22 protein-coding genes are annotated in these 22,713 nt (G+C 67.6%); 11 read left to right on the top strand and 11 right to left on the bottom strand.

All coding sequences use genetic code 11. From position 1 onward, the window contains the following. Positions 1-50: 50 nt before the first annotated feature. The 3 genes from GSQ87_RS12510 (at position 51) to GSQ87_RS12500 (ending at position 4,081) form a co-directional block, all read left to right on the top strand. Entirely contained in the window at positions 51-974 is a 924-nt protein-coding gene (locus tag GSQ87_RS12510) for an SMP-30/gluconolactonase/LRE family protein (RefSeq protein ID WP_158915757.1), read from the top strand. 19 nt (positions 975-993) lie between these two features. Beyond that, a complete protein-coding gene (locus GSQ87_RS12505) occupies positions 994-1,845 on the top strand; it encodes an SDR family NAD(P)-dependent oxidoreductase (protein WP_158915756.1) in 852 nt (283 codons plus the stop codon). 244 nt (positions 1,846-2,089) lie between these two features. Beyond that, positions 2,090-4,081 (top strand): M1 family metallopeptidase, encoded by a 1,992-nt coding sequence (locus tag GSQ87_RS12500; RefSeq protein WP_158915755.1) that lies wholly within the window; start codon positions 2,090-2,092, stop codon positions 4,079-4,081. Between the two features lie 64 nt (positions 4,082-4,145). On the opposite strand, the gene GSQ87_RS12495 is transcribed toward GSQ87_RS12500, so the two are convergent. The 4 genes from GSQ87_RS12495 to GSQ87_RS12480 form a co-directional block, all read right to left on the bottom strand. Then, entirely contained in the window at positions 4,146-5,588 is a 1,443-nt protein-coding gene (locus tag GSQ87_RS12495) for an efflux transporter outer membrane subunit (protein ID WP_158915754.1), read from the bottom strand. Next, positions 5,581-6,834, bottom strand: coding sequence for an efflux RND transporter periplasmic adaptor subunit (locus GSQ87_RS12490; RefSeq protein ID WP_174241430.1), 1,254 nt, complete (start codon positions 6,832-6,834; stop codon positions 5,581-5,583). Before GSQ87_RS12490 ends, GSQ87_RS12495 begins: the two co-directional genes overlap by 8 nt. Then, positions 6,827-10,018: an efflux RND transporter permease subunit gene (locus GSQ87_RS12485; protein WP_158915753.1), complete on the bottom strand. Its 3,192-nt coding sequence runs from the start codon at positions 10,016-10,018 to the stop codon at positions 6,827-6,829. The genes GSQ87_RS12490 and GSQ87_RS12485 overlap by 8 nt, the downstream gene beginning before the upstream one ends. Before the next feature lie 276 nt (positions 10,019-10,294). Further along, entirely contained in the window at positions 10,295-11,050 is a 756-nt protein-coding gene (locus tag GSQ87_RS12480) for an IclR family transcriptional regulator (protein WP_158915752.1), read from the bottom strand. Positions 11,051-11,276: 226 nt separating this feature from the next. Here GSQ87_RS12480 and GSQ87_RS12475 point away from each other — a divergent pair, with 226 nt between their 5' ends. The 3 genes from GSQ87_RS12475 to GSQ87_RS12465 are packed head-to-tail and all read left to right on the top strand — an operon-like array spanning position 11,277 to position 13,952. Further along, a complete protein-coding gene (locus GSQ87_RS12475) occupies positions 11,277-12,695 on the top strand; it encodes an MFS transporter (RefSeq protein ID WP_216839257.1) in 1,419 nt (472 codons plus the stop codon). Between the two features lie 41 nt (positions 12,696-12,736). Continuing rightward, positions 12,737-13,042 (top strand): UBP-type zinc finger domain-containing protein, encoded by a 306-nt coding sequence (locus tag GSQ87_RS12470; RefSeq protein ID WP_158915750.1) that lies wholly within the window; start codon positions 12,737-12,739, stop codon positions 13,040-13,042. Between the two features lie 25 nt (positions 13,043-13,067). Continuing rightward, the gene (locus GSQ87_RS12465; RefSeq protein WP_158915749.1) at positions 13,068-13,952 is read left to right on the top strand and encodes a hypothetical protein; all 885 of its coding nucleotides are present in this window, start codon (positions 13,068-13,070) and stop codon (positions 13,950-13,952) included. Between the two features lie 6 nt (positions 13,953-13,958). Here the strand turns inward: GSQ87_RS12465 and GSQ87_RS12460 are convergent, their stop codons facing one another. Next, on the bottom strand, positions 13,959-14,159 hold the full coding sequence (locus GSQ87_RS12460; RefSeq protein WP_158915748.1) for a hypothetical protein: 201 nt from the start codon (positions 14,157-14,159) through the stop codon (positions 13,959-13,961). 137 nt (positions 14,160-14,296) lie between these two features. Between GSQ87_RS12460 and GSQ87_RS12455 the strand changes: the two genes are divergently transcribed. Further along, positions 14,297-14,692, top strand: a complete 396-nt coding sequence (locus tag GSQ87_RS12455; RefSeq protein ID WP_158915747.1) for a DUF6491 family protein — start codon at positions 14,297-14,299, stop codon at positions 14,690-14,692. A gap of 74 nt (positions 14,693-14,766) precedes the next feature. Here the strand turns inward: GSQ87_RS12455 and GSQ87_RS12450 are convergent, their stop codons facing one another. Further along, the gene (locus GSQ87_RS12450) at positions 14,767-15,189 is read right to left on the bottom strand and encodes a hypothetical protein (RefSeq protein ID WP_158915746.1); all 423 of its coding nucleotides are present in this window, start codon (positions 15,187-15,189) and stop codon (positions 14,767-14,769) included. 100 nt (positions 15,190-15,289) lie between these two features. Continuing rightward, on the bottom strand, positions 15,290-16,015 hold the full coding sequence (locus GSQ87_RS12445) for a tryptophan 2,3-dioxygenase family protein (RefSeq protein WP_158915745.1): 726 nt from the start codon (positions 16,013-16,015) through the stop codon (positions 15,290-15,292). Positions 16,016-16,157: 142 nt separating this feature from the next. On the opposite strand from GSQ87_RS12445, the gene GSQ87_RS12440 reads away from it, so the two are divergent. Beyond that, on the top strand, positions 16,158-16,631 hold the full coding sequence (locus GSQ87_RS12440) for an Lrp/AsnC family transcriptional regulator (protein WP_158915744.1): 474 nt from the start codon (positions 16,158-16,160) through the stop codon (positions 16,629-16,631). A gap of 22 nt (positions 16,632-16,653) precedes the next feature. On the opposite strand, the gene GSQ87_RS12435 is transcribed toward GSQ87_RS12440, so the two are convergent. The 4 genes from GSQ87_RS12435 to GSQ87_RS12420 all read right to left on the bottom strand — a co-directional run bounded on the left by GSQ87_RS12435 (position 16,654) and on the right by GSQ87_RS12420 (position 20,863). Beyond that, the gene (locus GSQ87_RS12435; protein ID WP_158915743.1) at positions 16,654-16,854 is read right to left on the bottom strand and encodes a hypothetical protein; all 201 of its coding nucleotides are present in this window, start codon (positions 16,852-16,854) and stop codon (positions 16,654-16,656) included. Positions 16,855-16,950: 96 nt separating this feature from the next. After that, the gene (locus GSQ87_RS12430) at positions 16,951-18,306 is read right to left on the bottom strand and encodes a cytochrome c (protein WP_158915742.1); all 1,356 of its coding nucleotides are present in this window, start codon (positions 18,304-18,306) and stop codon (positions 16,951-16,953) included. 10 nt (positions 18,307-18,316) lie between these two features. Continuing rightward, positions 18,317-20,089: a GMC family oxidoreductase gene (locus GSQ87_RS12425; RefSeq protein ID WP_158915741.1), complete on the bottom strand. Its 1,773-nt coding sequence runs from the start codon at positions 20,087-20,089 to the stop codon at positions 18,317-18,319. A 3-nt stretch (positions 20,090-20,092) separates the two neighbouring features. Continuing rightward, complete coding sequence (locus GSQ87_RS12420; protein WP_158915740.1) at positions 20,093-20,863, bottom strand: gluconate 2-dehydrogenase subunit 3 family protein; 771 nt, start codon at positions 20,861-20,863, stop codon at positions 20,093-20,095. An 84-nt stretch (positions 20,864-20,947) separates the two neighbouring features. On the opposite strand from GSQ87_RS12420, the gene rlmJ reads away from it, so the two are divergent. From rlmJ to GSQ87_RS12405, 3 genes are all read left to right on the top strand, one after another. Then, positions 20,948-21,766: a 23S rRNA (adenine(2030)-N(6))-methyltransferase RlmJ gene (rlmJ, locus tag GSQ87_RS12415; RefSeq protein WP_158915739.1), complete on the top strand. Its 819-nt coding sequence runs from the start codon at positions 20,948-20,950 to the stop codon at positions 21,764-21,766. Positions 21,767-21,837: 71 nt separating this feature from the next. Continuing rightward, complete coding sequence (locus GSQ87_RS12410) at positions 21,838-22,077, top strand: hypothetical protein (RefSeq protein ID WP_158915738.1); 240 nt, start codon at positions 21,838-21,840, stop codon at positions 22,075-22,077. 110 nt (positions 22,078-22,187) lie between these two features. Then, positions 22,188-22,631 (top strand): DUF4112 domain-containing protein, encoded by a 444-nt coding sequence (locus GSQ87_RS12405; protein ID WP_158915737.1) that lies wholly within the window; start codon positions 22,188-22,190, stop codon positions 22,629-22,631. Positions 22,632-22,713: the final 82 nt, after the last annotated feature.

The raw sequence follows: 22,713 nt of genomic DNA, 5'->3' as shown, positions 1-22,713 counted from the left end.
GACCGGTTCGCGCGCCATGCGACGGACGGCGTGGGAAGGAACCATCCAGGATGCGTGTACTGGCGTCTGGCCTGCAGTTTCCCGAGGGACCCGTGGCCATGCCCGACGGGTCGGTGCTGCTGGTGGAGATGGCGCGCGAGACGCTGAGCCGGGTGAGGCCCGACGGCCGTGTCGAGGTGGCGGCCAAGGTCCCCGGCGGTCCGAACGGGGCGGCGGTCGGGCCGGACGGGCGCATCTATCTCTGCAACAATGGCGGTATGGGTTGGGTGCGCGACGGCGCCTTCCTGCGGCCCAAGCTGACCGGGGCGAGCTTCAAGGGCGGTTCGATCGACGTGGTCGACCTGTCGACCGGCAAGCTGGAGCGGCTGTATGACCGCTGCGGCGCGCACCTGTTGGGTGGCCCCAACGACCTGGTGTTCGACCGTCACGGCGGCTTCTGGTTCACCGACAACGGCAAGCGCCGCGAGCGCGACCTGGACTTCGGCTACATCTACTGGGCCAAGGCCGATGGTTCGGAGATCCGCGAGGTGGTGGGCGGGCTGATGACGCCCAATGGCGTCGGCCTCTCGCCCGATCACAAGACGCTCTACATGTCGGAGACCATCACCGGTCGGCTGATGGCCTGGGACGTGACCGGCCCGGGCGAACTGCGCAAGCGGACCTGGCCAGCTTTGCACGGCGGCGACGTCGTGGGGTCCGATGGCGGGCGGGGCCTGTTCGACAGCCTGGCTGTCTCGGCCTCGGGACGGGTGTGCGTGGCCACCCTGTACCGCGCCGCCGTTTCGGAGTTCGACCCTGCCACCGGCCTCGTGCGGCGCGAGGCGGTGCCCGACATGCTGCCCACCAACATCTGCTTTGGCGGGGCCGACATGTGCACGGCCTGGATCACCCTGTCCCACGAGGGACGGCTGGTGGAGACCCAGTGGCGCGAACCTGGCCTGCGGCTCGAACACCAGACCCTTCCCGGCGAATAGGAAACTAAGGACCCGACTCATGATCAAGGACCTGAAGGGCAAGACCGCCGTGGTCACCGGCGCCGGCAGCGGCATCGGGCGGGGCATCGCCCATCGCTTGGCCGAGCGCGGGGTGAACATCGCCCTGGCCGACATCGACGCGGGCCAACTCGACGCGGTGAAGGCCGAGGTCGAGGCCAAGGGGGTGACGGCGCGGACCTATGTGCTGGACGTGTCGGACCGCGCAGCCGTCTACGCCGCCGCCGACGCGATGGAGCGCGACTTCGGCAAGCTGCACATCGTCTGTAACAACGCCGGCGTCGGCTATCCGGGCCGCCCGCTGGACCAGACGCCGGACAACGACATCGACTGGGTGTTCGGGGTCAACGTGTTCGGGGTGATGAACGGCATCAAGGCCTTCACCCCCAAGCTGCGCGCCCATGGCGAAGAGGCGCACATGGTCAACACCGCCTCCACCGCCGGGCTGCAGAGTCGGCCGGGGATGCATCACGGCCTCTACTCGGCCAGCAAGATGGCGGTGGTGGCCCTGTCCCAGGGGCTGGCGGAGGCGGTGGACGGCAGCAAGGTCGGGGTCTCGGTGCTCTGCCCCCAGGCGGTGGACACCGAAATCTACCGCTCCCACCGCGTGCGTCCCGACCGCTTCGGCGGCGCCACGGTCATGCCCGAGGGCCAGGTGATCGCCGCCGCTCTGAAGCAGGGGCTGAGCGGGGATCAGGTCGGCCTGTTCGTGGTCCACGCCATCGAGCACGGCGAGTTTTTCATCCTGACCCACCCTGGGTTCCGCACTCGGGTCGCCGAATGGCACCAGCGGGTCATGGACGGTTTCGACGCGGCGGTGGGCATAGCCGACGAGGTCGGCGTACACGCCTGACCACTGTCGAACCCCGGTCCGCCCTCGGGGTCGGGCGGGCCGGGCTTTTTATTGGCGCCTTGAACGAGGCGTGAGGCCGGCCGACACGCGTCGATGCTCGATCGAACGCGTCACGGACGAAGCCGAATATGTGTAATGTTATATCATCGCATCGCCTCGGCGTCAGGTCGACGCCACCGAGCTTGGCCTTTGGCCGCGCCTCTGTTAGCGCCTGGACTTCCGCAGTAGGGAACAGGGGTTCGGCATGTCGCGTACGCTTCGGGCTTTTCTAGTCACGACGGTCCTGTCCTGCGGCGCGATCATCGGTCCTGGGGCCTTCGCCGCGACCGCTTCCGTCTACGATCCGGTACGCGCCTTCGCGCCCATCGACCTGCCCGGGCCGGTGAACGCTTACCGTTCGTCCAACGGCGCGCCGGGACCCAGCTACTGGCAGAACCGCGCCGACTACGACATCCACGCCACCCTGGACACCTCGACCAAGCAGATCCACGCCAGCGAGACCATCACCTACACCAACAACAGCCCCGACGTGCTGGCGACCCTGTGGGTGCAACTGGACCAGAACACCTATCGCCGCGATGCGCGCGGGACCCTATCCAACGATCATCGCCGCCACGCCGAGTTCACCGACGGCTACGCCATCGACTCGGTCGAGGTCGAGCGCGACGGCCAGCGGGTGAAGGCCGACTGGCTGGTGTCCGACACCCGCATGCAGGTGACGTTGCCCGAGGCGCTGAAGGGCGCGGGTGGCAAGATCAAGCTGCACGTCAGCTACCACTACACGGTGCCCGGCCTGTTTGGCGGCCGTACGGCCTGGATGGCCACGCCCAAGGGCGAAATCTACGACATCGCCCAGTGGTATCCGCGCATGGCGGTCTATGACGACGTGCGCGGCTGGGACCCGCTGCCCTACCTCGCCCAGGAGTTCTATCTGGAGTACGGCGACTTCGACTACGCCGTGACCGTTCCCGCCGACATGCTGGTCGCCGGCACCGGGCTGCTGACCAACGCCGACGAGGTGCTCACCCCCCTGCAGCGCCAGCGCCTGGCCCAGGCGCACGCCAGCGATAGCACGGTGATGATCCGCACACCGGAGGAGGTGGGGAGTGGACCTGCCGCCTTCGGGACCAAGACCTGGCGCTACCACATGAGCAATACCCGCGACGTGGCCTTCAGCGCCTCCAGGGCCTTCGTCTGGGACGCCGCGCGTATCAACCTGCCGGACGGCAAGACCGCGCTGGCGGAATCCTTCTACCCGGTGGAAAGCGTCGGGCCGGGCAATTGGGGCCGGTCGACCGAGTACCTGAAGGATAGCGTCGAGCACTTCTCCAAGCGCTGGTATCCCTATCCGTATCCCGCTGCGATCAACATCGCCGGCGGCGCCACGGGCATGGAATATCCGGGCATGGCGTTCGACGGGATCGACGACAAGGGCAAGACCCTGTTCTGGATCACCGCCCACGAGATCGGCCACACCTGGTTCCCGATGACCGTCGGCTTCGACGAGCGCCGGGACGCCTGGATGGACGAGGGCTTCAACACCTTCATCGACACCTTCGAGTCCGACGATTTCGCGAACGGGGTCTACGGCCCCAAGCGCGACAGCGAATACGCGCCGGGCGGCGGCAATCCGGTGGACGAGATCCTGCCCATCCTGGCCGATCCCGACGCGCCGCCGATCCTGACCCGGGCGGACTCCATCCAGGAGAAGTACCGCCATCCGGTGACCTACTTCAAATCCGCCCTCGGCCTGCGGCTGCTGCGCGACCAGATCCTGGGGCCGGAACGGTTCGACCCGGCCTTCCGCAAGTTCATCCGCGACTGGGCCTTCCGCCATCCCAAGCCATCGGACTTCTTCCGCGCCATGAGCAGCGAGACCGGCGAAGACCTGTCGTGGTGGTGGCGCGGCTGGTACTTCAACAACTGGACGCTGGACCTGGCGGTGACCGGGGTCCGCTACGAGGGCGGCGATCCGGCCAAGGGCGCGCACGTCACCCTGGCCAACCTGGACCGGCTGATCATGCCCGCCACCCTGGAGGTCAAGTTCCAGGACGGCCGCACTCAGCGCATCGCTGTGCCGGCCGAGACCTGGATCCAGCGTGGCGATGCGATCGTGAGCCTGGACAGCACCACGGCCATAACGTCGGTGACCATCGATCCCGACCATGTGCTGCCGGACAAGGACCGCAGCAACAACGTGTTCAAGCCGGCGGCGGTGGGGAAGGTTGGAGGCTGACGACCCAATATCTCCTCCCCTGCGAAGCGGGGGAGGAGAAGGTCGATGAGGCGTCGCGTCGCCACTAGCTCGCCGGTTTCGCCATCCCGCTCTTCGCCACCTTGGGATGCGGCTGAAGCTCCGCCGTCGTCCAGCCGCCGCCGAGCGCGCGGACCAGGTCGATGCTGGCCACCAGGCGCTGGGTGCGGATCTGGATGTCGGCCTGCCGGGCCTGGAGTTCGGCCGTCTGGGCGGTGACCACTTCGAGATAGTCGGAGGCGCCTTCGACATAGCGCCGCGTGGCCAAGCCATCGGTCTGGACGGCGGCGTCGACCGCCTCCTGTTGGCGGGCCTCGGCGCTGGCCAGGCGGTTGGCCAGGGTCAGCTGGTCTTCGACCTGCTGGAAGGCGTCCAGCACGGTCTGGCGATAGTTGGCCGAGGTCTCGGCGAACACTGCCCGGGCGCGGACCACGTCGGCGTGCCGCCGGCCGCCGTCGAACAGCGGGAGCGACACGGAGGCGGGGCCGACCGCCCAATAGCCAGCGGCGGCGTGCAGGGCGGAGCCGATGCTCTCGTAGCCGCCAGCGCCGGCCAGGGTGACGGTTGGGTAGAGGGCGGCGCGGAATACGCCGATATTGGCGTTGGCCTCGGCGACCCGGCGCTCCGCCGACGCGATGTCGGGACGGCGTTGCAGCAGGCTGGACGGCGCCTCCACCGGAACGTGAGGCGGGGCGAGTTGGTCCTTCTGCTCCGCAATGGAGAAGCGCGAGGCGGACTCGCCGACCAGCACCGCGATGGCGTGCTCGAGCAGCGCTCGGTTGGCCACGGTCTGTTCGAACTGCGCCTGCACGTCGCCGAGCTGGGTCTTGGCGCGGCCGACATCCAGTTCGCTGGATGCGCCGCCTTCGTAGCGTTGCGATGTCAGCGTCAGCGCCTGGGTGTAGTCGTCGATGGTCTGGCGCAGGACGTCGATCTGGGCGTCGAAGCCGCGAAGGTTGAGATAGGCGTCGGCGAGCTGCCCCTGCAGGCTGAGGCGGATCGAGGCGAGATCGGCGGCGCTGGCCTGCGCTTCCGACTGGCTGGCCGAGACCATATTGCGGACCCGGCCCCACAGGTCGAGCTCGTAGCCGGCCGAGGCGCCGAGGGTGAAGTCGTGTTCCGGAAGACTCGGGTAGTGGGCGTGCTCTGCGGTTCCGCCGAGGTCGATCTCCGGCAACAGGCTGGCGCTCGCACGCTTGGACAAGGCGACAGCCTGGTCGTAGCGCGCCAAAGCCGCGGCGAGGGTGAAGTTGTCGTGGTCGATGCGGTCTTCCAGCGTGTCGAGCTGGCTGTCCTCGATCACGTTCCACCAGCGGCCGCGCGGGGTCGCATCCGCCGGGGCGGCCGGAGTCCACGGGCCGACGTCGCTATAGGCCTCGGTCGGCGCCGCCGTGGTCGGCGGGACGTAGGGGGGCGCCAGGTTGCAGCCAGACAGCAGGCTCGCCAGCAGCCCGGAAGCCAGGAGCGGGAGGGGGAAGGCCTTACGCATTGGGGGCCTTGCCTGCTGCGTGCGCCGGCTTGACGTGATCGCCGGTCGCGATCGCGTCCGAGGGGCTGTCGATGACCGTGTCCTGGTCGCTCAGGCCCGCGCCGATGGCCAGCTCGGCGCCGAGGTCCTGGGCGATCTGCACCGGGCGGATGGCGACCTGTCCGTTGTGGTCGACCACGGCGACCGCGGTGCCTTCCTTACGGAACAGCAGGGCGCTGGCGGGGATGCGCACGGTTGTGCCGGCGGTGGCGGTCTTGGCCTGGGGGATGTTGAAGTTCACCTGGGCGTAGGCACCCGGCTTCAGCAGGCCGTCCTTGTTGTCGAACAGCAACTGGATCAGCATCGCGCCCGACTGGGCGTTCACTGCACCGGCGAGGCGGACGACATCGGCGGTGAAGGTCTGGCCCGGACGATCGGGGACGGTGAACTGGGCGGTGACGCCCGGCTTGATCGCGGCGGCGTAGTTCTGGGGCACGCTGACATAGAGGCGCAGCCGGCTGTTGTCGGCGACCGAGAACAACGGGGTCGCCCGCGCGTCTCCGGCCACGATCAGGGCGCCGATGTCGGTGGAGCGGCTGGTGACCACTCCGTCGAACGGCGCGACGATGTGCTTGAAGTCGGTCAGGGTCTGGAGCCGGCTGACGTTGGCGCGGGCCTCGTTCTCCTCCGCCTGGCGGGCGGCCAGCGCGCCACGGTTCTGGTCGGCTTCCTGCTGCGAAACGGCGTGGACCTTGACCAGGCGGTCCCAGCGCTCGGACGTGGTGGAGGCCAGCGAGCGCTGGGCGTCGGCGGTGGCCAGGGCGGCGGTCGCGGCGACCAGCTGCTGATCGACGTCGGGCGTCTCGATATCGGCCAGGACCTGGCCGGCTTTCACGTGATCGCCGATGTCGGCGTACCAGCGGTGCAGGTAGCCGTTGGTGCGCGCATAGACCGGCGCGTCCGCCCAGGCCTGTAGCCGGCCCGGCAGCGACAGCGAGCTGGAGATGCTGGATTTCGGGTGGACCACCACGACCGTGGGGATGGCCGACTCGGTGTTGATGGCGGTGAGATCCTTGTGCGCCGCCAACCGGCTGCTGGCGCCCAGGACGATCACGACCAGCAACAGGCCGCCGACGCCCAACCCGACGAGCTTCAGCCGCCCTGAGCTTATGGGCGTCTGTTGCACGGCGGCGTGGCCGGGCGGGAAGCCGCCATGGGTGTCGTCGGAGGAGATGTGGGTATTGGGGGACATGGGTGCGTCAAGCATGGGCCAATCCTTGGATCGGAGCGGTGCGCGTCCGGCGCTTGCGGCTGTGGACGACGGCGAACACGGTGGGCACGAAGATCAGGGTCGCGATGGTGGCGAAGGACAGGCCGCCGATCACGGCGCGTCCGAGCGGGGCGTTCTGCTCGCCGCCGTCGCCCAGGCCAAGCGCCATGGGCGCCATGCCGATGATCATCGCCAGCGCGGTCATCAGCACCGGGCGGAAGCGCACGGTTCCGGCTTCCAGCGCAGCGAGTGCGGCGTCCCCGGTCGCGGCTAGCCGCTCCCGGGCGAAGCTGATCACCAGGATGGAGTTGGCGGTGGCCACGCCCATGCACATGATCGCCCCGGTCAGGGCCGGCACCGACAAGGTGGTGCCGGTGGCGAACAGCATCCAGGCGATCCCGGCGAGGGCCGCGGGCAGGGCCGAGATGATCACCAGCGGGTCGGTCCAGGACTGGAAGTTGATCACCACCAGCAGGTAGATCATCACGATCGCGCCCAGCAGGCCGAAGCCCATGCCGGAGAAGGCGGTGTTCATCGTCTCGTACTGGCCGCGCAGCACCACCTTGACGGTCGCTGGGCGCTGCTTGTCGAGCTTGGCCAGCACCTTCTTGACGTCGGTGGCGACGGCGCCGAGGTCGCGGCCCTGCGGCGTGGCGTAGACGTCCACCAGCGACTGGATGTCGTACTGGGAGACGACCGCCTGGGCCGATCCACGGGAGAGCGAGCCCAAGGCGCCGAGCACCTGCGGATCGAGGCCGCCGACCCGTCCGGTGACGGGGATGTTCTGCAGCTTCTGCAGGCTGTCGACCATGTATTCCGGCGTCTGCGCCACCAGGGGGTAGGACACGCCGTTCTTGGGGTTCAACCAGAACACGGGGTTGGTCGTGGCTGTGCCGCCGATCGAGGTCGCCACGCTGGAGGTGACGTCGTTCTCGGTCAGGCCGAGTTCGTTGATCCGGGTCCGGTCGACCTCGAAGTCCAGTTCCGGATAGCTGGCCGGCTGCTGGATACGGGCGTCGGCCACGCCGTTGATGTCGCGGATGCCCTTGAGGATCTTCTGGGCGTAGGCCTGGTCGGCGGCCAGGTCGTTGCCGACCACCTGGACGTCGATCGGCGAGGGCGAACCGAAGTTCAGGATCTGGCTGGTGATGTCGGCGGGCAGGAAGGCGAAGTTGGCGGTGGGGAACATCCGCGGCAGCGACTGGCGCATCCGCTTGACGTAGTCCGCCGTCGGGCGATGGCCTTCCTTCAGGCTGATCAGGATGTCGCCGTCGTTCGGGCCGATGGTGCCCGAGGCGTTGTAGATGGTGTTGATGCCGCTGGTGGACAGGCCGATGTTGTCGACGATGGCGCTGAGCTCGGACGCCGGGATCTGCTTGCGCACCTCGTTCTCGACCCGGATGAACAGGGCCGAGGTTTCTTCGATGCGCATGCCCACCGGCGCGCGGACGTGCATGGCGATCGAGCCGGAATCCACCGTCGGGAAGAAGTTGCGGCCCAGGAACGGCACTAGGCCCAGGCTGGCGATCACGAAGATCATGAAGCCGATGATGAACACCTTGCGTGCGCCGAGCGCGCGGGTCAGCAGGCCGGCGTAGACCGAGCGCACCTTCTCGAAGTTACGTTCGAACCCGTGCTGGAAGATCACCAGCGGGTTGCGCGAGCGGGTGTTGACCTGACCCGGGCCCGAGTGCGGCTGGTGCGGCTTCAGCAGGTATTTGGCCATGGTCGGCACCAGCGTCCGCGAAAGCAGAAACGAGGCGATCATGGCGAAGATCACCGACAGCGCCATCGGCACGAACAGGAAGCCGGACACGCCCGGCAGGTAGAACATCGGCACGAACACGATGCAGATGCAGAGCAGCGACAGGAAGGCCGGGACCACGATCTGGTCCGCGCCGTCCAGGATGGCGGTCTGGACTTCCTTGCCCTGCTCCAGGTGCCAGTTGATGTTCTCGATGGTCACGGTGGCTTCGTCGACCAGGATGCCCACGGCCAGGGCCAGCCCGCCGAGCGTCATCACGTTCAGGGTTTGACCGAAGGCCGACAGCGCCGCGATCGCCGCAAGCACCGACAGCGGGATCGAGGTGGCGACGATCAGGGTCGAGCGCCACGAGCCCAGGAACAGCAGGATCATCAGCGAGGTTAGGGCGGCGGCGATCACGCCCTCACGCATCACGCCCTCGACCGCCGCCTTCACGAAGATCGACTGGTCGTTCAGCGGGGTGATCGTCAGGCCCTTGGGCAGGCCGGGGGTCAGCTCGGGCAGCATGGCCTTGATGCCGGCGACGATATCGATGGTGGAGGTGGCGCCGGACTTCAGCACCGTCATCAGCACCGAACGCTGGCCGTCCACGTGCACCACGTTCTGCTGGGGTGCGGAGCCGTCGCGGACATGCCCGACGTCGCCGATGCGGATCACCGCGCCGTTGACGGTGCGGATCGGCAGGGCGTTGAGCTGGGCGACGGTGCCGGGCGCGTTGTTGAGTTTCAGATTGTACTGGAACGCGCCGATCTTGACGAAGCCGGCGGGGGTGATCTGGGTCTGGGCCGAGATGGCGCTGCCGACGTCCTGGGCGGACAGGCCCTTGGATTGCAGTGCGTGGGGATCGAGGTCGACCTGGATCTGGCGAATCCGGCCGCCGAAGGGCAGCGGGATGGCCGCGCCCGGCACAGTCACCAGGCGCGTGCGGATGAAGTTCAGGCCGGAGTCGTAGAGCTGCTGCTCGCTAAGACCCTTGCCGGCCAGGGCCAGTTGCACGATCGGCACGGTGGAGGCGTTGTAGTTCAGCACCAGCGGTGGGGTGGTGCCCTGGGGCAGCTGGCGCAGCAGGGTCTGGGAGATGGCGGTGATCTGGGCGTTGGCCAGGCGGACGTCGGCGCCGGGTTGGAAGTAGATCTTCACCACCCCGATGCCCTGCAGCGAGGTCGCCTCGATATGTTGGATGTCGTTGACCGTGGTGGTCAGCGAGCGCTCGTAGGGCGTGACGATCCGGCCGGCCATGTCGTCGGGCGACATGCCCGTATAGGTCCAGGCCACCGCGACCACGGGCACCTTGATGTTGGGGAAGATGTCCGTTGGCGTATGCATCGCCGCCAGCACGCCGACGATCAGGATCATCGCCGCCATGACGATGAACGTATACGGCCTCGACAGCGCAATGCGGACGATGGCGGTCATGGGCAGGCTCGTTCCACTGGTGGTCGCGGCGGCGGGAGTCGATCGACTCCAGCGCTCGGCGTCGACGCGTTTGGTCCATCTCGACGACGATGTAAACCTGATATTGCACCGGCAGGTGGGCAATCGGCCCACTCAGCGGTCATTTGTGGGCGGCCGGGCACAGGGCTGCGGCGACGGCGCCTATACGCGACGAAGATTGCGCAATAGTTGAGCAACCGTCTGTTTGTCGGACCAAGAGGCGCGTGGATCGGTCGGCCCATGGGATGAAAAAGGGGGTTACTTCGCCCCGAGACTGGCCTCGATAGAGCTGACGCAGCGCAGCAAGGTCGCCCGCAGCGCCTCGCGACCGCGCTCGAAGCGATGGGTCGGGGCGCCTATCGACAGGGCGTAGCGGTCGACGGTTCCCGTCCGGATGACCGTGCCGACGCCGCACACGCCTTCGGTATGTTCCTCCAGGGACTCGGCGACGCCGGTGGGCCGGATGGCTTCGATCTGGGTCAGCAATTCGGCGATCGAGACCGGGGTGCGCGGCGTGCGAGCTTCGAAGGGGGCGTTGAAACAGCGCGCGATCTCGTCGTCGCTCAACTGCGCCAGCATGGCCTTGCCGTGGGAGGTGCAATACATCGGTAGGGCCGCGCCCACCCTGAACACCACGCGCAGCATCTGGTCGGATGGACATTGCTCGACCAGGATCGAGTTCTCCCCCCGCATGACCGACAGATGCACGGTCTCACGGGTGTGGCGCGCGGCCGCTTCCATGTGGGGGCGGGCCAGGGTGAGTACGTCGGTGTGGGCGGAGGCGGCGAGGCGCGCCAGGGCCGGTCCCAACCGGACCCCGTCGGCGGTGGAACTGACCAGTTGCTGGGCCTCCAGGGCCTGGACCAGCCGCTGCACCGTGGTTCGTGGCAATCCGGTGTCGCAGGCGATCTGCGCGTGGGTCCGGCCGCTGTCGCGGTTCTCCAGCGTTCGGAGCACGGCGGCGGCGCGGGCGATCACCTGCTTGCCCGTGTTCGTTTCGCTTTCGTCGGCCATGAGCGTCCCCAGGAGGCGACCAATTATTTGCGTCCTGACATCTGCCTGACATCTAGCGGCCCTAAACTCAAGCCCGAACGATGGGCTATATGCCCGCACAGTGGGCGGCTTCGTTCTCCCAATCCGCGATGGGCCGGTATCCATCGCGCGCGTTCCGGTCGTGTGGGTGTCCTGGTCGTCCGGTCCTGCACGTGGAATGGTGCCCCCACACCGAGGGCCGCCAGGCGTGAACGCCGCCATCCATACGATCTGCGACGCGGCCGGCGCCGACGCCTCGGCGTCGGAGCATGAGACGCGGCATCCGCGTCTGGTCCTGGCGACCACCATCCTGGCCTCCAGCCTGGCGTTCATCGACGGCTCGGTGGTCAATGTCGGGCTGCCCGCGATCGGCCACAATCTCCACGCCGCCGCCGCCGACCTGCAATGGGTGATCAACGCCTATCTGTTGCCGCTCAGCGCCCTGCTGCTGTTCGGCGGCGCGCTGGGCGATCGGTTCGGCCGGCGGAGGCTGCTGGTGATCGGGACCGCGTTGTTCGCCATCGCCTCGGCCGCCTGCACCTTCGCGCCGAGCCTGCCCTGGCTCTTGCTTGGACGAGGCTTGCAGGGTGTCGGCGCGGCGCTGCTGATGCCCAATAGTCTGGCCATCCTGGGCGGGGCCTTTTCCGGGGAGGCGCGCGGCAAGGCGATCGGGACCTGGGCGGCGATCGGGGCGGTCACCGCCGCCGCCGGCCCGGTGCTCGGCGGCTGGCTGATCGACACGGTGGGCTGGCGCTCGATCTTCCTGTTGAACCTGCCCCTGGCGCTCGCCGCCATCGGTCTCGCCCTGCGTTATGTCCGCGACCCGCCGCGTCAGCGGGAACGCCCGCCGCTGGACCTGCTCGGCGCTCTGCTGGCGACAGCGGCGCTGGGCGGCCTGACCTGGGGCCTGACGGTCGGCTCGGGTTCCAGGGGCTGGACCCTTCCGGCGATTGTCGCGGCCGTGGCCGGCGGCGCCCTGATGCTGGCCTTCCTCAAGGTCGAGCAGCAGAGGGGGGAGCGGGCGATGATGCCGCTCGCCCTGTTCGCCGCGCCGAGCTTCGTCGGGCTCACCGCGCTGACCTTGCTGCTGTACGGCGCCCTGAGCGGCCTGCTGGTGCTCGCGCCCTATGTGCTGATCCGGGCGGCGGGCTATTCCGCCACGGCCGCCGGCGCATCGCTGCTACCGTTTCCGCTGGTGCTGGCGTTGACCTCGCCGGCGATGGGCAGCTTGGCCGGGCGCATCGGATCGCGCATCCCGTTGACCGTCGGCCCGCTGGTGGTCGCGGTCGGTTTCCTGCTGGCCCTGCGGATCGGCGCGGGTGGGAGTTATTGGACCACTGTGCTGCCCGCCATCCTGGTCATCGCGTTCGGCATGGCCGGGGCCGTCGCCCCCCTCACCACCGCCGTGCTCGCCGCCGTCGATCCGGCCCATACCGGCTCGGCGTCCGGCTTCAACAGCGCGGTGGCGCGTACCGGCGGCCTGGTGGCCACGGCCCTGCTAGGCAAGGTGCTGGCGTCCCAGGGCGCCGGCCTGACCGGGGCGTTCCATGTCGCGGCCGTGGTATGTGCGGGGGCGTCGCTCGCGGCTGGGGCGAGCGCGTTCCTGCTGATCCGGGGGCGGTCGTGATATCCTGCACCAGAGGCGCCGCCGGTCGGGGGAGTGAGCCGATGAGCTATTGTTCGCACGAGGGCGGCGTCCGCGACGTGAAGCCCAGCGCCAAGGGCTGCGAGGAATGCCTCAAGCTCGGCGAGGTCTGGCTGCACCTGCGGCTGTGCCGGACCTGCGGTCACGTCGGCTGTTGCGACGATTCTCCGAACCAGCACGCCACCAAGCATTTCCACGCCACCCGTCACCCCATCATCGAGGGTTACGATCCGCCCGAGGGCTGGGGTTGGTGTTTCATCGACGACGTGATGCTCGACCTTTCCGACAACATGACCCCGCAGGACGGCCCGATCCCGCGCTACTATTGAGGTCATTCGGGCAGGAGGCCCTCCCATGCCGACGCCGGCCAAGATCCTGCTGCAGACCACCATTCCCACGACCGAGGACGACTGGTCGATCGGGCGGTTCAGCCTCCTGCAGGCCTATCTGAGCGGGCTTGCGGACGAGGCGGGCGAGCCGTTGTTCGAGGTCCACGCCCGCGACCGCACGCCGCCCGGTGCGCCGGACCCGATGCTCTCCGCGCTCGACCGTTCGGACTACGCGGCGATGTGGCTGTTCGCGGTCGACACCGGCGCCGGCCTGACCCAGGAGGACTGCGAGGCGATCTCCCGGTTTCGGCGCCGGGGTGGCGGGCTGATGGTCACCCGCGATCACATGGACCTGGGCTCTTCGGTCTGCAATTTGGGCGGGGTGGGGGCGGCGCACTTCTTCCACTCCACGCACCTCGATCCCGACGCGAGCCGGCGTCGGATCGACGATCCCTATACGACCGCCATCTCGTGGCCGAACTTCCACTCCGGCGCCAACGGCGACTATCAGGAGATCGCGCCGGAGGGGCCGTTGCATCCCGTGCTGGCCGCGCCGGACATGGCGGAGGGGCGCGTCCGCTTCCTGCCCTCGCATCCCCACGAAGGCGGCGTCGGCGCGCCGCCGGACGATCCGACCGCGCGGGTGATCGCCGTCGGGACCAGCCTCGCGACCGGCAGGCCGTTCAATATCGCGGTGGCGTTCGAGCGCTCGCCGGACGGCGGACCGGCCGTCGCCCAGTCCACCTTCCACCATTTCGCCGACTACAACTGGGACCCCTCGCGGGGCGCGCCCAGCTTCGTCGGCGAGCCGCCGGGAAACACGCTCGCCGGCTCACCCGAAGCCCAGGCGTCCGTCAAACGTTATGTGAAGAACCTGGCCCTGTGGCTGGTTGGGCGCGATCTCGGCTGAGCCTAGTCAGTCCGGCATCTCGATCCAGGCGAACGGGATGTCGCCGGCGGTCAGCATCTCGTCCTGATCGGACTCCTCGCTCCAGATCCATTCGCCGAGTTCGAAGGCGCTGACAGCCACGATCACCGCGGCGTTTCTCGGTCTTCGATAGGCGACGACGATCTCCTTGCCGTTACGCGGTGCGGTATCGATCGGCTTCCAGGACACGAGCTACCTCCCGACGGGCGGGGACTGGGCGTTCACGCCCTTATGTTCCGAGCATTGAACTCAACCGATTTCGGCGCGGTTCGCAACCGTGATACCATGTGGAGGGTTCTGACGGGCGTATCCACGAGGACTTGGCGATGTTGCGACCTCTACGCGGCCTCCTGATCGGTGCGGCCTGTCTCGCCGCCGGATCGGCCAGCGCCAAGGATCAGCCCGACCGCAAGCCGAGCCAGTGCTTCCGCAGCCGCGACTACCAGGGTTTCCGTCCAATCGACGCGCACGCGATGTATATCCGGGTGAACGTGCGCGACATCTACCGGATCGAGTTTCAGGACGAGTGTCGCGAGATCACCTATCCCGACGCCCGGCTGATCACGGTGATCCGGGGCAGCGACCAGATCTGCGGGCCGCTGGACTGGGACCTGAAGGTCGGCCAGAGCCCGCCCGACATCCCCGTCCCCTGCATCGTCAAGAGCCAGACCCCGCTGACCGCGGCCGAGGCGGCGGCCATACCCGCTAAGCAGAGGCCGTAGGCGCTGCGCGCTCTTTGGGACATCGGTTCAGCAATTGGACGCGCCTAACTTCGGAGATGGATGGGGAGCGGACCTTAGGTTAGCTTGAAACTGATAAAGTCGAGATCGACTAAATCCTGGCCACCCAAATCATCCTCGCCATATGTCGTTGCTTCGATGGTGGATAGGTAACCGCCGTCACCCCAGAGTACGACCATCATACCGTAGCGCGTTCCAGGCACCTCGAAATGCGCGCCTTTGTGCGTGATAGTTAGCGGCTGTGCTACGGCCTTATCCACGGTAGTTCGGGTGTAGAAGCCGACAGTCGTGTTGACGCGATCAACGACACGGCAGGCGTCAATCTGACGTCTGAAATCACTCGCGTCGGAGCCAAATCCTTCTGCTATGGCGCTCAACGCGCGGCGTTCAAAGTTTGTGAGTTGAGGGAAGGGCGGCACCGCCGGAGAGCTTGCCAAGGGTTCGCTAAGCCATCCACGGCGGTCGGGGAGGTCGATCATCTCCCTATTGTTTATTATGCGCCGAATGTCTGCAACGGGTCGAAACCCGCCATCGCCATCCCGCCCAGAAGCTGACAGTACCTGGCTTATGGGTCACGCCCTAGCCGATGCTCTCGCGCACGCGGCCGTAGTCGGCGCCCCAGGCGTCGGTCATCTCGCAGCGCACGTCCCATAGCGCGGGAAAGAAACGGTGCTTCACCCCAGCCTGCAGCAGGTCGACCGAGCGGCCCTTGAGCGAGGCCGAGCCCATCCCGATCGAGCGGTGGATCAGGAAGATGTGGTGGGCGCGGAATTTCTGGAACAGCTCGTCGAACTCGATCAGGCTTTCAGCCACCACATAGGCGTCGTCGTGGGCGTAGCCGGCATCGTAGATGTCGCGAACCGTGCGCCCTTGCAGGTAATGCTGCTCGAAGGTCGGCCAGAGCAGCGGCGGCATGTTCAGCAGCACACGGAAGCCCGGCGATTCCTGGCCGCTGCCGTTGCCGAGCTGCAGCCGGATCTGCTGGTATTCCTTGGGCGACATGGTCTCCAGCAGGTCCAGCTGCTGGGTCATCAGCCGCACGATGCGGTTGCAGCGCCCGAACAGGGTCACGACCCGGTGGGTCTCGCGCGCGGCCATGTGGTCGTCGATGTCGAGCAGGGTGGAGGCGACGAGCTTCATCCACAGCTCTTCGACCTGATGCACGATCTGGAACTGGAGTTCGTCGGGGTTGACCAGGTCCTGCGGCGACTTCTGGCACTTCAGCAGCGCATCGGTGCGCAGGTAGAGTTCGTAATCGAGCTCCGCCGGCGCCGCCATCATGCGGTGGAACTTCTCCCGATCCATTTCGAACCCTCGCCACCGCCGTGGGCTTTTCGCCCGTTGGTGAAAACGTAACATCCACGCGTGGAAACATTGGTCCAAAGGTCTGGGTGGACGAGAGACTGAGGCGCTATCGTTCTGCATAAATTGGATTTGGAGAAACGCCGTGGATCGCCTCGACCATGCGCTGCTGCTGGCCCTCGAAGCGGAAGGGCGTCTATCGTTCGCCGATCTCGGCGAGCGGGTGGGGCTGTCCAAGTCCCCCTGCTGGAAGCGCGTCCACGCCCTGGAGCAGACCGGCGTCATCTCGGGCTATAGGGCGGTGATCGATCCGCTGCGACTTGGGCTCGACACGGCGGCCTTTGTCCAGATCGTTGTCGCCTTCGACCAGCACGACGCCTTCGAGCAGGCGGTGAGAAAACATCCTCGCATCCTGTCGGCCCACGCCACCGTGGGCGAGGCGGACTATCTGCTGCAGGTGCTGGCGCCGGGGATGGCCGCGCTGGACGACTTCCTGCGCCAGGAACTGTGGCGTCTGCCCGGCGTGCAGCGCTTCACCACCACCATCGCGATGCGGACCATTAAGCCGATGGGCTCGATCACGGCCAATGCGCCGCCGGCCAAGGCGCAGAGGGTCTAAGCTTCCACTCCGCCCAATCCAGCTAGTTGATCGGGCGACGCGTCCTGGTGATTTCCTCGAGGGCCTGGCGCCCGGCCGCTGTCAGCATGAAGCCGTCCGAGGTCTTGTAGGCCCACTGGATGGTCTGCGCCGCCGCAAGCCAGCGGTCGCACTCAGGCAGCTCGGCCAGGATGCCGCGGTCGATCGCATCGAGCACGGCGAAAGCCTTGTCTTGGTCTTGCATCCGCATCCATCAGGCCCGCGGAACGATCCCCGGTCGTTCGTCCGACAATAGCGTGATGGTTTGATTTCCGCCAGATGACGGTTTTGCGACCAAATCCTAGCCGTGATCGCCTGAGTTGTCGGTCAGGTGGACCGTCTTCAGCCCCAGCCGGGCGCGCATCTTGGTCGCCTGCCCGGCCGTGACCGCCGAGGCGCGGTTGCCCCAGGCGTTGCGGATATAGGTGGCAACGTCGGCGATCTGCTGGTCGGTCAGCTTCCAGGCGAAACTGGGCATCGACAGGGGTGTCGGGCGCGTCGGCGTCGGCGCGGTACGGCCGCCGGCCAGGATCAGATGCAGCAGGCCGTTGGGATCGCCCTGCTGGGCGACCGCGTCGTCCTTGAGCGGGGGGAAGATGCGCGGCTGGCCGCCGCCTTCCTGCAGGTGGCAGGAGGCGCAGGCGTCGCTGTAGATCGCCGCGCCGCGCTTCATCGCGCCCGGATCGGGATCGTAGGCCGCCGCCGATGGGCTGGCCGGCTGGTCCTTGAGGTAGGTGGCGATGGCGTGCAGGTCGGCGTCGTTCATCAGCGAGGTGGAGTAGGACACCACCTCGCCCATCGAGCCGCCGGCGTTGGCGTGGGCGTTGCGGCCGGTCTTCAGGTACTCGACGATGTCGTCGGAGCTCCAGCGCCCCAGCCCAGTGCGCATATTGGAGGTCAGGTCCGGCGCCACCCAGTTGTCCAGGTCGCCGCCGTGCAGGGGCACGCCGGTCTTGTCGCCGGCGAGCGCGTTCTTGGGCGTATGGCAGGCCCCGCAGTGGCCGAGCCCAGTGACGATGTAGGCGCCGCGATTCCACTCCGCCGACTTGGCCGGCTCCGGCTTGAAATCGCCGGGACGGAAGAACAGCAGGTTCCAGCCCCGGATCATGAAGCGGATGTTGAGCGGGAAGGGCAGGCCATTGGCCGGGGGCCGGTAGCTGACGGCGGGCACTGTCTTCAGATAGGCCAGCATGGCGTCGGAGTCCGTGCGGGTGGCGCGGGTGAAGTAGGTGTAGGGCAGGCCGGGATAGAGCCGCATCCCGTGCGGGCCGATCCCGCTGTGGATGGCCTGGTAGAACTGGTCCGGTGTCCAGGCGCCGATCCCGGTGTCGGGGTCGGAGGTCAGGTTCTCGGTGTAGATGACGCCGAACGGGGTGTTCAGCCCATAGCCGCCGGCCAGGGGCTCTCCGCCGTCGCGGGTGTGGCAGGACACGCAGTCGCCCATCTTCACCAGGTACTGGCCCTGGCGGATCTGGTCGATGTTCGGCGCCCCGTCAGGGATGGGCTGGGTCAGCAGTTGGGTCGGTGTCGCGACGCCGGGTGCGGTCGAAGAAGCGTTGATACGCCCCTGGCTGAGCGCCAGGCTTGCGACGCCGGCGCCCGCCAGCCCGATCGTCGCCAGGCCGACGACCGCCGCGATCCTGTTCATGCGCGCCATCGTCCCCTCCTCAGGCCTGGACCAGCGGGCCGGGGTTCTTCAGGTAGTCGGACTTGATCTTGTCGGCCGCCATGTAGGCCAGAGCCGCCAGGGTGCCGGTGGGGTTGTAGCCGGCGTTCTGCGGGAAGGCGCCTGCGCCCATGACGAACAGGTTGGAGACGTCCCAGCTCTGCAGGTACTTGTTGACCACGCTGGTCTTGGGATTGTCGCCGGTGATGGCGCCGCCGGTGTTGTGCGTGGTCTGGTAGGGGACCACGTTCCACGAGCCCTTGCGGTAGTTCTTCTTGATCCCCGAAGCGCCGTCCATGGCCAGCCCGACCTCGGCGGCCTTGTCGACCATGTAGGCCGACATCTTCCGCTCGTTGTCGGTGAAGTCGAAGGTCATGCGCAGCATCGGCCGGCCCAGGCTGTCGCGATAGGTCGGGTCCAGGTCCAGGTAGTTGCCCCGGTGCGCCATCACCGAGCCGTGACAGCTGATCAGCGAGGAGCGCAGGTAGTTCTGCGCCGCCGCCTTCTTCCACTCCATCCCCCATTTGGGCGTGCCGTCGGGGGTGTAGATCATCTCGATCGGGCGTCCGCCGGTGGTCATGCTGGCGATATAGCCGCCGCCGATGAAGCCCAGGCCCGAGTGATCGAAGTTGTCGCCGTTGAACTCGTCGATCACCGAGGCGAGCGCGCCGGCGCCGATGAAGGGGTTCATGATCTTGTCTTTGTAGAAGACGTTGACCGAGCCCATGGTCTGGTAGGCGTAGTTCTTGCCGACCACGCCCTCGCCGGTCTTGGGATCGTAGGGCTTACCGATGTTGGAGAGCAGCATCAGCCGTACGTTGTGCAGGATGTAGGCCGACAGGATCACCATGTCGGCGGGCTGGAAGAACTCCTCGCCCGCGCTGTTCACATAGGTGACGCCGGTGGCGTGCTTGCCGTCGGAGGTGGTCTCGACCTTAAGCACCTCGCACTCGGTGCGCAGGGTGAAGTTCTTCTTGGCCATCAGGTAGGGCAGGATGGTGGTCTGCGGGCTGGCCTTGGAATAGTTGCCGCAGCCGAATTTCTCGCAGAAGCCGCAATAGGTGCATTCGCCGAGCTGCATGCCCAGCGGATTGACATAGGCCTTGGACACGTTGCCGGTCGGGTGCGGGAAGGGCTTGTAGCCGAGTTTCTTGGCGGCTTCGGCGAACATGGCCGGGCTGGCGGGCCACGCCAGGGGCGGGTTGGGGTATTCGGCCGAGCGCGGTCCCTCGAACGGATTGCCGCCGTCCTGGATCTTGCCGTTCAGGTTGCCGGCCTTGCCGCTGGTGCCGCAGAGCTTCTCGAACGTGTCGTAGTGCGGCTCCAGCTCCTCCCACGAGACCGGATAGTCCTGCACGGTCATGTCGTTGGCGGTGACGGCGGCCTTGCCGTAGCGTTCCAGGTTGTGGCTGTAGGCCTTCAGGTCGCTGGGTAGGAAGCGCCAGATCTGGCCGTTCCAGTGCGCGCCGCCGCTGCCCACCCCAGTCCCGAGCAGGAACGAGCCCAGCCGGCGCATCGGCAGCGCCTGCTGGTCGGTATTGTTGCGGATGGTCAGGGTGTCGTCGGCGACGTTCTGGAACAGGTGGTGGCGCCACATGTAGCGCAGCTCGTCCTGGGCGAAGGTCGGGGCGAACTCGGTGGGCGTGTCGCGCCAAACGCCGCGTTCCAGGGCCACCACGTTCAGGCCGGCGTCGCAGAACTGCTGGCCCATGATCGCGCCGGTCCAGCCGAAGCCAACCAGCACCGCGTCGACGGAGGGGAGTCGGGTCGCCATCGCTCAGGTCTCCGACCAGCCGGGCCGGCCCTTGATGCTCACAGGGGGATAGGGGACGCGCTCGTTATGGCGGCCGACCCATTCGCGGTAGTCGTAGTGTGCGCCGGGGAAGCCGATCATCTTCCAGGCGCCCATGTCCTTGTTGCCGCCGTAGATCGGATCGGAGAAGTAGCCCTCCATCGCGTTCTGCAGGAACATGGTGAAGAACATTTTCCCGTCGGCGCTATCGAGCTTGGCGTCCCCGCTCTCCAGGCTTTTCAGCACCTTGTCCTGGTCCTCGACGGCCAAGTCCTTGAACAGCTTGCCGTTGTAGGCGCCGCGCACGTGGCCCTCGATGGCCGGGATGGTCAGGCGATAGACCTGGGCTGGGGACAGGCGGCTCTGATAACCCTGCTCGGCCACGCCCTTGGGCCAGGGGCCGCCGAGGAAGTAGTGGTCGCCCCGGCCGTAGGGGCCGGCGAGCTGGCGGTCGATGAAGATGTGGACATTGGCCTGGGTGGCGCTCGGGCCGGCCGGGTCGGGCGGGATCAGCCGATCCAGGGCCGGTTCCAGGAACGCTTGTTCCAGCGCGTTGAAGAAGGTGTAGCCCGTGCCGCCCTCCGCGATCGGAGGGGCGTCCGCCGCGCCGCCGCGCCAGGGCATGGTCCCGCTATAGGTCCGAGGGTCCGCGCCACGCTCGCCGTCGTGAAGGGTGACTGCGCCCGCCGCGCCCGCGGCGCCGGTCAAGGCTCCGGCCACGAGCAACCGACGCCGGTTGATGCCGTTGTCGCTCATAGCCCCCTCCCAATTTTATACGTTCCTCGCCCAACGCACGACTAATGCTTAGGTTCCCGGTCGCCGCGACTGCATGGACGCTAGATGAATTACCGACACGCTTTTCACGCTGGCAACTTCGCCGATATCGCCAAGCACGCTATCCTGCTGGCCGTCCTGGCGGCGATGAAGCCCGAGCGGGTGTTGGACACCCATGCCGGAGCGGGGCTCTACGACCTGGACGGCGAGGACGCCCGACGTACGGGTGAGGCGGAGTTGGGCGTGGCGCGGCTGATGGCCGACGTCGGGACGCCGGAGGTGTTCGCGTCGCTGAAGGCGGCGGTGGCGCGGGTCAATCCGGATGGCGGCCTGCGCTGGTATCCCGGTTCCCCGCGCCTGGTCGTAGACGCGTTGGCGCCCGGTGCGAGCTACGCCGGCTTCGAGCTGCATCCCGACGCCCATGCCCAGCTCGCCCACGCCCTGCGCGCGCCGCCAAAAGGCGTGCGGGTCGAGACGCTGAAGCTGGACGGCTACGACGAGGCGGCTCGACGTACGGCGGCGGATGGCGGGCGCACCCTGCTGCTGGTGGACCCGCCGTTCGAGCGCGCCGACGATTACGAGCGTGTGCTGGCGCTCACGGCCGCTCTGAACCCGGCGACTGGCGCGCTGATCTGGCTGCCGCTCAAGGACCTGGAGACGTTCGACGCCTTCCTGAGCCGGCTGGAGGCGCAACGACCGCCGTCGTTGAGCGCCGCCCAGGTGCGGATCAAGCCGCTGGACAATCCCATGCGCATGAACGGCTGCGCCCTAGTGGCGGTGAACCTGCCCGATGTGGATGGGGCGACCGGGACGGTGTGCGCATGGGTGGCGGACAGGCTCGGCGGCCCGGGCGCTCGGGGGCTGGTGGAGCGGCTGGCGGGCTGAATGTGAACCATCGCCACCGTGTCCGCGTTACACTTCCCCTGGCGCGGTTTTGGCGCCACAAGCGGTGTGTCATGCCCGGTTTCAAGTTCATCGACATACTGCTGGACAAGCTGTTCGAGCCGCCGAAAGGCAGGCGCGGTCATGTCGCGCGCGCGGCGCCCGCGGCTCTGCTGCTGGCGACCGGCGCGGGGGCTGCGGTCTGGTGGTGGACCCAGTGGGCCCGCGGCCGGGCCGAAAGCGAAGCCGCCGATCGCGCCGCCCACCCCGAACGCGAAACCCCGACCGACGAGTGGACCGGCCCCGAAGGCTGAGCGGCTAGGCCGGACGCGTCGTTTTCGCGCCGTTCTTTGCAGTCGAGTCCTTCAGCTCCCATCTAGGTCTGGAAAGGCGGGCTCGTGTCCGTCGCGAACGGAGGTCGGTCGTGGGTCGACGCAGCGTTTCCGAACTTGAGGCCATCCGTGTCCGCGTGGCGCGCATCGGCAAGCTTTCCGACGGCATTGTGCGCCTGGGGCCGTTCAGCCTGGGTCTGGACGGGGTGCTGGCCTGGGCGCCGGGGCTGGGCGAGCTCTACAGCGCCGCCGCCGGGACCTATATCATCGCCCAGGGTGTGCGCGCGGGCGTGTCCGTACCGGTGCTCGCCGCCTGTGGCGCGCTGATGTTCGGGCGCACGGCGGTCAGCGCCATCCCCTTCGCCGGTCCGCTCGCCGCCGACCTGCTCACCACCCACAAGTGGTCGACCCGGTTGGTGATCGCCGCCATCGACCGTAAGATCGCGCGCGGGGACGTGGCGCAGGACGCCGTCTCGCCGATCGTACGCAAGGGCTGGTGGGCGCGGCGGCAGGCCCCGATCGTGGCCATGGCTTAGGCCTCCCTTCCTGCGTGCTTCGAGACGCGCTACGCGCTCCTCAGCATGACGCAGGTTTTTGGAAGCCGTCCCTAACGCTCGT

It is taken from the genome of Caulobacter sp. S45 (genome assembly GCF_009765965.1).
Lineage (GTDB): Bacteria > Pseudomonadota > Alphaproteobacteria > Caulobacterales > Caulobacteraceae > CAHJWH01.
This window is presented reverse-complemented; position numbering and strand designations above follow the sequence as displayed.